At 42.6% G+C, this 9,482-nt stretch carries 12 protein-coding genes; 7 read left to right on the top strand and 5 right to left on the bottom strand.

Annotated features, from left to right (window positions below; all coding sequences use genetic code 11):
- The first annotated feature begins 27 nt into the window (after positions 1-27).
- Positions 28-228, top strand: a complete 201-nt coding sequence (locus tag ACFFAP_RS31185) for a hypothetical protein (RefSeq protein WP_375514841.1) — start codon at positions 28-30, stop codon at positions 226-228.
- 254 nt (positions 229-482) lie between these two features.
- Here the strand turns inward: ACFFAP_RS31185 and ACFFAP_RS31180 are convergent, their stop codons facing one another.
- Positions 483-827 carry a hypothetical protein gene (locus tag ACFFAP_RS31180; protein ID WP_229484553.1) on the bottom strand — a complete coding sequence of 115 codons (345 nt, stop codon included), beginning with the start codon at positions 825-827 and terminating at the stop codon, positions 483-485.
- A gap of 301 nt (positions 828-1,128) precedes the next feature.
- Here ACFFAP_RS31180 and clpS point away from each other — a divergent pair, with 301 nt between their 5' ends.
- The 3 genes from clpS to ACFFAP_RS31165 all read left to right on the top strand — a co-directional run bounded on the left by clpS (position 1,129) and on the right by ACFFAP_RS31165 (position 2,837).
- On the top strand, positions 1,129-1,410 hold the full coding sequence (gene clpS, locus ACFFAP_RS31175) for an ATP-dependent Clp protease adapter ClpS (protein WP_375514839.1): 282 nt from the start codon (positions 1,129-1,131) through the stop codon (positions 1,408-1,410).
- Positions 1,411-1,475: 65 nt separating this feature from the next.
- Positions 1,476-2,309 carry a lysostaphin resistance A-like protein gene (locus ACFFAP_RS31170; protein ID WP_375514838.1) on the top strand — a complete coding sequence of 278 codons (834 nt, stop codon included), beginning with the start codon at positions 1,476-1,478 and terminating at the stop codon, positions 2,307-2,309.
- A 102-nt stretch (positions 2,310-2,411) separates the two neighbouring features.
- Positions 2,412-2,837 carry a pentapeptide repeat-containing protein gene (locus tag ACFFAP_RS31165; RefSeq protein ID WP_375514837.1) on the top strand — a complete coding sequence of 142 codons (426 nt, stop codon included), beginning with the start codon at positions 2,412-2,414 and terminating at the stop codon, positions 2,835-2,837.
- A 235-nt stretch (positions 2,838-3,072) separates the two neighbouring features.
- On the opposite strand, the gene ACFFAP_RS31160 is transcribed toward ACFFAP_RS31165, so the two are convergent.
- The 4 genes from ACFFAP_RS31160 to ACFFAP_RS31145 all read right to left on the bottom strand — a co-directional run bounded on the left by ACFFAP_RS31160 (position 3,073) and on the right by ACFFAP_RS31145 (position 7,097).
- Entirely contained in the window at positions 3,073-3,315 is a 243-nt protein-coding gene (locus ACFFAP_RS31160; protein WP_375514836.1) for a hypothetical protein, read from the bottom strand.
- 57 nt (positions 3,316-3,372) lie between these two features.
- Positions 3,373-4,011 (bottom strand): pentapeptide repeat-containing protein, encoded by a 639-nt coding sequence (locus tag ACFFAP_RS31155; RefSeq protein WP_375514835.1) that lies wholly within the window; start codon positions 4,009-4,011, stop codon positions 3,373-3,375.
- On the bottom strand, positions 4,008-5,405 hold the full coding sequence (locus tag ACFFAP_RS31150; RefSeq protein ID WP_375514840.1) for a DICT sensory domain-containing protein: 1,398 nt from the start codon (positions 5,403-5,405) through the stop codon (positions 4,008-4,010). Before ACFFAP_RS31150 ends, ACFFAP_RS31155 begins: the two co-directional genes overlap by 4 nt.
- Before the next feature lie 102 nt (positions 5,406-5,507).
- On the bottom strand, positions 5,508-7,097 hold the full coding sequence (locus ACFFAP_RS31145; protein WP_375514834.1) for a photosystem II high light acclimation radical SAM protein: 1,590 nt from the start codon (positions 7,095-7,097) through the stop codon (positions 5,508-5,510).
- A gap of 588 nt (positions 7,098-7,685) precedes the next feature.
- On the opposite strand from ACFFAP_RS31145, the gene ACFFAP_RS31140 reads away from it, so the two are divergent.
- The 3 genes from ACFFAP_RS31140 (at position 7,686) to ACFFAP_RS31130 (ending at position 9,410) form a co-directional block, all read left to right on the top strand.
- Entirely contained in the window at positions 7,686-8,066 is a 381-nt protein-coding gene (locus tag ACFFAP_RS31140) for a DUF1830 domain-containing protein (protein ID WP_375514833.1), read from the top strand.
- 219 nt (positions 8,067-8,285) lie between these two features.
- Positions 8,286-8,747 carry a DUF4079 domain-containing protein gene (locus ACFFAP_RS31135; RefSeq protein WP_375514832.1) on the top strand — a complete coding sequence of 154 codons (462 nt, stop codon included), beginning with the start codon at positions 8,286-8,288 and terminating at the stop codon, positions 8,745-8,747.
- 96 nt (positions 8,748-8,843) lie between these two features.
- Complete coding sequence (locus tag ACFFAP_RS31130) at positions 8,844-9,410, top strand: hypothetical protein (RefSeq protein WP_375514831.1); 567 nt, start codon at positions 8,844-8,846, stop codon at positions 9,408-9,410.
- Positions 9,411-9,482 lie beyond the last annotated feature (72 nt).

Genomic DNA, 9,482 nt, shown 5'->3' with positions numbered 1-9,482 from the left:
GTATCATATAAACTTAGGTTATTACTTATGAGAACTAAGTACGTTATTCGTAAATTAGTAGAAAAGGCTCTTGACATTAAAAAATTAACTCCTGAGATAGAAAATGAAATAAACTCAGAATTGACGGAACGGGGTTACATTTCTGACGTTGACTACGAAGCTCTGGAATTATTAATGGCAGAGATGGATGCTGGTAGAATTCAACTGGTTCCTAACTTGGGATTTTAGAATAATTCGTAATTCGTAATACTCGCCTCCGGCGAGAAGCAAGCTACGTAATTCATAATTTGTAATTAAGTTTTATAAATTTTTATAAAAAGTTACAAAAATTGCTGAGAATTTTAGCTTTCTTGACTTAGAACCGCCAGAATTAGTTAATGTTAATTGCTTTTAGGCATAAGGGAGTGGAGAGTGGGGGGATGAGGGAGCAGGAAAAGCAGGGGGAGAATAATAATTTCTAACTCCTGACTAATAACTAATGACTATTGGTATGCTTGCCAAAGTTGGTGAATAAACTGATTGAGTTGCTGCTTGGCGGCTGAGTCAGGTTCAGTTTTTGGTTCTTTTGCTAAAACTTGGCTCAAGAAGGTAATTACTTCTGTGTCTAATGCTGGCCGAAATAAATTGGCAGGCCAAAGCAAGTCAGACGCATCTCGCAAATCGGTAATAAGCGGCGATTCTTGAATGAAAGTAACCATTAATAAAGGACGCACCCAGCACAACTGACGGGAAACTACAAATTGAATGACTTCTGCATACAGATTCCTGTCGCCATGCTCTAAAGACACAATTTGTCCTGGTTGAAGAAAATCTAGGCTAATGTCCATCATTATGCAGTTTGGGCGGGGGCAAGGATTATTTTGTAACTTCCTTAATTTTAAAAGTGAGAATGCGCTACTTTTAAAGGAAGCTTCTGTAACATTAGGGTAGCACTCTCACGGCAACGATGTCTTAAGACATGTGCCTCACAAGTGGCTACGCCAAACTAATACGACCAATCTCTGGCAGCAGAAGGTTTTATTAGCATAGTATCTGGACAGAAATACTATAGAATAGGGAAATAACTGTTAAGCGATCGCTAGACAGAAACTTCGTTGTAGTGAATTAACGAGAAAAAAGCAAAGAGCCGTGTCAGTCGAAACCATTGAAAAGCGTTCTACATCCCGCAAGCTCGCGCCTCAGTATCGCGTTTTGCTCCATAACGACGACTACAACCCTATGGAGCATGTTGTGCAGGCACTAATAGCCACTGTGCCAAGCCTTACCCAACCCCAGGCTGTTAGTATCATGATGGAAGCCCACACTAATGGGCTAGCTCTCGTGATTACTTGCCCTCAAGAACATGCTGAGTTTTATTGCGAAACATTGAAAAGTCATGGTTTAAGTAGCACGATTGAACCTGATGAATAGTCATTAGTCATTGGTCATTGGTCATTAGTCGAAATATAGAGTATTGGCTGGTGACTTGCATTGGGATGAAAGAAAACCTTGTCCGTTTAGCTGAACGCCCTGCCCCGATCAGGCTGGGCTGTTTTATTTTGACTTTATTGTTGCTATTGTTGCCATTGGCTACACCAATATACTTACTAGTGGATGATTCAAACTTAAAAAGTATATTGACATTAGTATTATTATATGCAATATTTATTTTTCTCCTGAGACTATGGGGCAAATATGTCTACCAACAGCCCCAAATTCTGCGGCATTATGGCTTAGAATTCACGCGACAAAACGGTGTGGATTGGCTGCGTGGGTTGGCTCTGGGAATAATTAATATTCTGATACTTTTTGGAGTAGAAAGTTTATTAGGTTGGTTGGTGTGGCAACAACCGAAAGTTTTTTTGCTAAAAGTAATTTTAGAGGGTTTACTTGTTGGCTTGGGCATCGGTTTTGCTGAAGAATTGTTATTCCGAGGCTGGTTGCTAGATGAATTACAACGAGATTACAGTCTGCGTGTGGCAATGTGGACAGATGCAATTGCCTTTGCTACATTGCACTTTATTAAACCCTTGGAGGCAATTATTCATACACTGCCGCAATTTCCAGCTTTAGTACTGCTGGGATTAACGCAAGTATGGGGAAAGCGTTGGCGGAGGGGACGCTTGGGTTTACCAATTGGTTTACATGGTGGTTTAGTATGGGGCTACTACATTATTGATGTAGGTAAATTAGTGAAACCTTCTGGTCAGGTTCCTGATTGGGTAACTGGTCTGGATGATAATCCTCTGCAAGGAGTGATGGGGGTGTTGTTAATGAGTGTACTAGCTTTGTGGATACGAGGGCGAACTGAGCGATCGCGTCATATATGAAAATAAAATTATTAATCGTATCAGCTTTATTACTTAACTTTCCTTTCTGGTTGTAAGGATTGTGAAGCTAATAAAAATTCAAATCCGGCTCATGTGAAGCAGTTGCTAACAACTAAAAAATGTCCCAAGTGTGATTTAGGTGGTGCTGATTTAACAAATGCTGATTTAGCTGGGGCAGATTTAAGAGAAGCTGAACTGACTAATGCTAAATTAGACGGAGCCAATCTACAAGGGGCTGATTTAACTAAAGCTGAACTAAGATGGCGAGATGATGTTGGCGATAAAGGGAAAATGGGGATATCAGAAATTGGTGATGATTACTGTAATGTTACCTATGAGGCTTCATTCAAAGGAGCTAACTTGAGGGGAGCGAAACTTATTCAAACTGACTTATCAAGTTTGGATTTAAGCGAAGCCAATCTGAATGATGCTGATTTGACTAATGCAAAATTAAACTGGGCAAAACTTAATAAGGTGCATTTCCTAAATCAGCACATAGTCCCCACAAGGATTGACGGGGAAGGGTAGAGAGTTTATCTGTTAACTCGCGTTCTATATCAGGAGCAATTTGCTGGAGCAAACGTACTTTGTCCACAGTTTAAAGCTGCTTTGCTAGTCTGATAACTTCTTTTAGGCTCACAAATTTTCACCTACTTCATCTGCAAAAATTTTAACAATAGTTAAGAATACTGCAAAACGGCGAAGCAGTGAGCTTCGGATGGGAATAAAAACGATCGCCATAATTCACCTTGCGCGATCGCACCTACGCCACATTTTTGACTGAGATAATTCCTTCACCACACCACTGAATCAATAGCCATCTGTCAGAATCTTTATCCAGTGCTGGCTTGAGACGAAAATTAAAAACCTCTTGCCATACCTCTACTCCATAATGGGATACAAAATTTGCCTCCAATTCTTTAAACTGTTCCCATTGCCGATTTGCGATCGCCGTCAATATGGAATAATTGCGGTGATTGAGACTTGCGCGGCGACGGATTGTCATTCTGGGTAGTCCTCGAAAATACAAATAATCGGCATAGGTGGTTTTTTGGTGCAATCTTTACGTAAGCGCCTCCACAACAGTTCCCACCAAACACGCTTTATTCAAATTAACGCCGCTCAAATTTACACCTTCTAACTCTGCACAGAGTAAATTCGCTCCCGTTAAATTCGCCCCTGCCAAATTCGCCCCCCGTAAGTCAGCTTCTTCCAGGTTTGCTTCACTCAACAAAGCCCCTTGTAAATCAGCGCGACTCAAATCTGCACCTTTGAGATTTGCCCCAGTCAGGTTTGCACCGCGCAAGTCAGCACCCCGTAAGTCAACGCCTTGCAAGTTCACATTCATTAAATTGGCACCACTCAAGAAAGCACCCACCAATGACACATCACTGAGTCTTGCTCCCATCAAGTTAGCACCACGCAAGTTACTACCCCGCAAGTCAGCACCTGTTAAATCTGCTTGCATCAGGTTTGCTCCCATGAGGTTCGCCCGCAAGTCAGTTTCTTGGAGGTTGGCCCCCATCAAATTTGCCCCCTCCAAATGCCCACCTTCGAGTTTGGAAGCAGCGAAATTAGTGCCGACAAGGGTAGCGCCAGCAAGATTAATCCGGCTTAAATCCAGTCGGGAGAGTTCCTCGTCTTCTAAATTTGCCCCTGGAAGTTGTTTGAGTTTTCCTAATTTAATGGCTTCAATATTCATGTAAAGTAACTACCAATCTCCTCACTTATCTTGCTGTGGCTATCCCATTGGGAATCAAGTATCCAGATGCCGGCGCTGACTTTAGGTGTCATCAAGGGTAAGTCGAGTCCCTGTTGTAAACCCATAACTAATAAAGCTAGGGTATCTACAAGTTTAGGGTCAAAGCGGGTAGATTGTTGCTGTCTGCACTCATTTAAAGCTTGAGTAAATATCTGTTCCCGGTTTTGATTTGACGATTTTTGCTGATTGAGTCGCCACTGAAAGTCTGCCAATAATGCCAAAATTCTCGACTCTAGGGGTATTTCATCTCCAGCTAAACCTGCTGGTTCTCCTGTACCATTCCACCACTCGCTTTGGTGAGTAATAATTTGGGCAACTGCTCGCAGTCTTGGCATGGTTCGCAATACTTGCGCCCCCGGTACTAAGGGGCAAGTTAAGGGAGAACTGGGGGCATCTTCTTGGTAGCGTGTGGATATACTGTCTGTGAGAACGCTTTCGGCTTTTTGTAATGGATCTATGCGATGCAACAAAGCCGCTAGCCGCAATCTTTTAATCTGCCATGCAGGAAGATCCAAAAGCTGGGCGAGCGCTTCAGCAAGTACAACCACTTCCGCAGCTGCCATTGGATTGTTGACATCTGCCATATCCATCAATTGCGCCATTCGCAAAAAGGCTTGGATTTCGTTAGAAACCAAGTTGCGATCTAGGGTTTGTTTCTGAAGCGCTGTGGGGATGGATAAATTATCTTGTCCAGTCTGGAGGTAATCTACTACACGGGAGACAACTGCACCTAAATTTTGGGATCTGTCAATTGACGGTACAATTTGTTGTTTATCGGCTGTAAGCTTTTTTGCCAGTTCTGGGTTGTATTTTCTGATGTGAGCGATCGCTATTTCTGCTGTCTCTTGCACTAACTCTGGTTCAAATGTCCACAAGCCATAGAATTTGCGCTCTAAGTCTGATGTCGGTACTCCAGTGCTGCCATAATCAGCCTCTGATAACTCTTGACAAATTACCATTGCTGTGTATTTAGGCGATAAAATAATTAAGTGCCACTCCTGAGCTACTGGATCAACTGAATCTAATGCCACTAAGTCTACATTGGGTAAAAGGCTTGTGGGATGTTCAGCAAAGCCAGATTCAGCAGCAGCCATGATGGCAATTTCGCGGCTGTACTGGGCAATGTCTGCATATCGCCCGGCTTCTTGTAGATACCATTTCCCCTGTTGGAAGGCTGTGATCACTAGGGGTGTACCGTCGTCGGTTAAGATATGGTCTTCAAGAGCATGGCACAGGGCAACTAAGGTATTTTTATAGTAAACACCAAATCGAATTGGCCTGGTGGTGTGGCGATGGGCTGATTCTAGCTTTTGTAGGATTGAACCTTCTAACATGGGATTGGGTGAAAATAACCGCAGAGGGGGAGTAGGTAGGGTAGGGGGGCAGGCGAGAGACAAGGAGATGAAATTTGCTCTTGTCTGATTCTGGGAATTTTATCAAACAGCTGCTAACTGTTTGTCTTTTGTTTCTATTGGTGCAGAAAGTGCTGCTTCTAAGTCGGCACAACCCAGCTTTTCTTCTAAAATTTTCATGACTTCGCGTCCGAAATCGTTGGGGTTTTGTTGCCAAGCTTGCAAGCAGACTTCTCCAAAGAATGAACCAAGAGGTTCAGGATTCCAAAGGAGCTTTTTGGCTGTCCACGGCATCAAACTCATTGGATCATACCCTGGTTTGAGGATACCTTCTTTAAAAGCGTATTCTTCCAAATGGGTATGGGGTTGCAATCCAATAAAGAAAATCGCAGGTTCGACTTTATCAGCACCAAAAATCCGTTCTAGTTCGCGGTGGTAAGCGATAGTTTGGCGGATGGTTTCGGGACGTTCGTCAATGACGTTAAAGGAGTAGTTGACGGAAACCAAATCATTAAAACCAGCTGCTTTTAAATCGCGGCAGTTTTGTAAGACGGTTCGCAGGTTATACCCCATCCGCATTTTCCGCACGAGTTCTTGAGAACCACTGGTAATGCCAATTTCAAAGTAGTTCATCCCGGTTTTTGCCATCAAGTCGCACAATTCTGGTGTCAAATTGTCGGCTCTGATATATGCTGCCCAGTGGATGTCTGTCATACCAGAATCGACGATTTTTTGCAATAGTTCTATGGCATCGTCGATAAATTTTCTGGCGGGGATGAATTGGGCATCGGTAAACCAGAAGTTGCGAATGCCGCGATTATATAATTGGCGCATCTCAGCAACTACTTCATCTGCTGGGTTGATGCGGACTTGTTTGCCTTCGACAACAGTGTAGACGCAATAGCAGCAGTTATGAGGACAACCACGCTTAGTTTGTACACCTATATAAAAGTCTTCTTCTTGCAGGTAAAAGTTAAATTCCGGCCAGATGCTTTCGATATAGTCGTAGTTACAAGCTGTTTTTTCAAGTGGAGTGGGTTGTTCGTGAATTAGCCGTTCCCGTGGTTGAGTTTCTCTTGCAACGTAACAGCGTTCATCTCGAAAATCTCTGCCACTTAAAAGTTTTTCTAGCAGGGTTTCCCCTTCACCCACAGAAATAATTGTCCCTTGGGGTAAGCTCTTACCCAACTGTTCGTAAAATACACTGACTGCACCACCACCTACAACTACACGGGCATTAGAATTATATTTTTGGGCACGCTTTAAACCGCGTTTGATTAAGCCCTGATTCCGCCACAATTCTACATAGTAAGCGATGAAGATTCGTAAACCGCCCAATCCCCCACGTAGTTTCAATAGAGGATTCTTCGCGTAGTAAAATTCAAAAGCGTTTTGTAGTGGGTTGCCACCACGTCCGCCAACTGGAGCATAAATTTGAATATCCCGCCAAGAAAATACTAGCAGTGTCGGTTTAAATTCATCAATACAGCGATCTAGAGCCGAACTGTAGTCTAAAGGTGGCACTGTTCCCAAATCAAAGATACGCTGTTCAATATCAGGAAACTGTTTGTGGACGTGATCGCTCAGGTAGACAACCCCAATGGGAAAGATAGGGTTACAAGGAAGACGAACGTAAAGAATTCGATTTTCTATCATCTGTGTTTTAACTTCCATCTTGCCAATCTGTGGAGAAAGCGAGAGAAACATCTAGTTTTAAAGTGTGTGCTTGTTTTATTTGGTTTTATTTATCACAATTTTACTTGACATTTCAGCCAATTATTGGTAGTCATTAACCTGCTTTTAGCAACTGCGGAAAACGCTAAAATTGCTGTACATAAAACATACATGGAATTTATAGAGAGCTTTCTGAAGACATTTTTTCATATAGCTTTACCATAACATCGAGTTTATTCATTAAGCGACGATCCCAGCCGATTAATCCTGGGATAGATGAAACAGCAAAACTCACTTCCTGGCTACGCAAAAAGCAAGGGGATCGTTGTTATGTCAATTCCCCAACAATCTGTTTTAAGGGAATTGAAGCTTTTATACCAGAAAAAATATCAAAAACTTTTATCTATAGTGTATAATTCCGAAAAAGGTGTGAATTTTCACAAAATTTTCATAACTCAAAATATATCTTTAGACAGAAATAATCTATAACTACTCAGTTGGTATTCGCAGTTACAGCAACTGGGGATCGGTGAATGCTAGTCTTGACTAGTGTAATGTAAAATTGTGGCGTAAAGCTCCTCAGCAGTTATGGCTCAAATATTAGATCCTCTACCACCTAAGCAATCAGGAAAAATTCTCTGCTGCTACATTAATGCCACGAGCAAAATACAGATAGCTCGCATCTCCAATATTCCCAATTGGTACTTTGAAAGGGTTGTTTTCCCTGGACAACGTTTAGTGTTTGAAGCTCCGCGAAAAGGTCAGTTGGAGATTCATACAGGGATGATGGCAAGTGCAATTTTATCCGATAAAATTCCGTGCGATCGCCTAATGCTCGACGATCCCAGCGTTTATGAGTTTGATACAGACTCATCAGATGAAAAAAACCCTATTAATACCAGACCTATGGTGCAGCAAATTAATACAAAAATCGAAGATACTACAAAACCCTTACAAATTGTTGGTTGAGCATCGGTTGATTAAAAAAAAAATTTACTAAATTTAAGGGTTGCTAATTCAGCAGCCCTTTTTATTTATTATTTACTGGGAATTGGGCATTGAGAAGAGGACTTGGGGACAAGGAGAATTGGGGACAAGGGGAAAGACTTGTTGCAAGTTCTCACCTCTTGTCACCTTGTCCCCCCTGCCCCCTGCTTCTTCTCCCCCATCTCATCTACAATCAATCTTATGAATCTGCCTTCATTTCTTTGGTTGTGGAAAATAGCCGCCTGGTCAATGGGGTTGTCCCTGCTGGCATATCTGATGTTAGCAGTCACCGGCGTTTGGATGTTTCGGGCGAGAACTTCGCAGCAATTCCCTTTTATTACGCCATTTCTGGGCGGAAATAGGACAGTGCGATCGCTCCACTATACAATGGGCATCAGCATGGTAAGTTTAGTGCTACTACTGCTAGCGATCGGCATTGTTGGAACTCTCGGTCATTTTGGTTCCTTGGGTCACTCATCACATTTAGTTGCTGGATTGATAGTAGTAGCATTAGTTTTACTATCTGCTTTCAGTGCGACGCAAATTAGCGCCAGACGACCTTGGGCTAGACCCTTACACATCGGCGTAAATATTATTTTATTTATAGGATTTGCCTGGGTATCCCTTACTGGTTGGATTGTAGTGCAAAAGTATTTACCGTGAAGGATAATTTGCAATTTCAAAGTGGCATATTATATGCGGCAGCTGAGGTAGGACATAGACCTACCCTACAATGAAGAAAAGCATTGTAATTGAGCCGTGACAGCAAACTCAGCCAATATTTCAGCTTCTGTTTTTCGTCTGTCTCCTTTGATTCGGATGACGCTGCTGAGTCTATACATAGCACTCACAGTCCCATTACCCTTCTTATCACAGGTAACAGCTGCACCAGTACCCCCAGGATTATTATGGATAGGGATTAGCATCGGCTTCGTTGCCTTGTATGCTGTATTGACTGAACGAGTAACGGTAGATGACCAGGGAATTCAAGTTACTTACCCCGTCTGGGTGCCTCGCTTTTTTCGTAAAGGCTGGTTTTTACCTTGGTCAGAAGTGAAAGAGTTAAAACCCCGCACCACTGGTCAAGGAGGGTTAGTTTATTACTTCCTCAGCCAGGATGGGAAAGCTTATTTATTACCAATGCGTGTAGCCGGATTTGCCCGTTTCGTGCAAATTGTCCAAGCAAAGACGGGCATTGATACCACAGATGTTCGCCCTTTAGCGCAGCCGTGGATGTACTTGATTTTACTAGTATTAACACTGCTGTTACTATTGGTCGATGGTTGGGCGATCGCTACAGCCTTAACTACCAGACAATTAACTTAAAATTGGGCATGGGGCATGGCTCAAGAATCAATTAATATGTTCTTCTTCCCCTACCCCCTGCTTCCCCATCTC

The sequence above is a fragment of the uncultured Nostoc sp. genome (assembly GCF_964245575.1).
Lineage (GTDB): Bacteria > Cyanobacteriota > Cyanobacteriia > Cyanobacteriales > Nostocaceae > Nostoc.
The sequence above is the reverse complement of the archived record's forward strand: the minus strand, read 5'-3'. Positions and strand labels throughout refer to the sequence as shown.

Excerpts from the sequence above, each read along its gene's own strand:
- ACFFAP_RS31185 (WP_375514841.1), top strand. The coding sequence starts at position 28 with ATGAGAACTAAGTACGTTATTCGTAAATTAGTAGAAAAGGCTCTTGAC.
- ACFFAP_RS31180 (WP_229484553.1), bottom strand. The coding sequence starts at position 827 with ATGGACATTAGCCTAGATTTTCTTCAACCAGGACAAATTGTGTCTTTA.
- ACFFAP_RS31170 (WP_375514838.1), top strand. The coding sequence starts at position 1,476 with ATGAAAGAAAACCTTGTCCGTTTAGCTGAACGCCCTGCCCCGATCAGG.
- ACFFAP_RS31160 (WP_375514836.1), bottom strand. The coding sequence starts at position 3,315 with ATGACAATCCGTCGCCGCGCAAGTCTCAATCACCGCAATTATTCCATA.
- ACFFAP_RS31155 (WP_375514835.1), bottom strand. The coding sequence starts at position 4,011 with ATGAATATTGAAGCCATTAAATTAGGAAAACTCAAACAACTTCCAGGG.
- ACFFAP_RS31150 (WP_375514840.1), bottom strand. The coding sequence starts at position 5,405 with ATGTTAGAAGGTTCAATCCTACAAAAGCTAGAATCAGCCCATCGCCAC.
- ACFFAP_RS31145 (WP_375514834.1), bottom strand. The coding sequence starts at position 7,097 with ATGGAAGTTAAAACACAGATGATAGAAAATCGAATTCTTTACGTTCGT.
- ACFFAP_RS31140 (WP_375514833.1), top strand. The coding sequence starts at position 7,686 with ATGGCTCAAATATTAGATCCTCTACCACCTAAGCAATCAGGAAAAATT.
- ACFFAP_RS31135 (WP_375514832.1), top strand. The coding sequence starts at position 8,286 with ATGAATCTGCCTTCATTTCTTTGGTTGTGGAAAATAGCCGCCTGGTCA.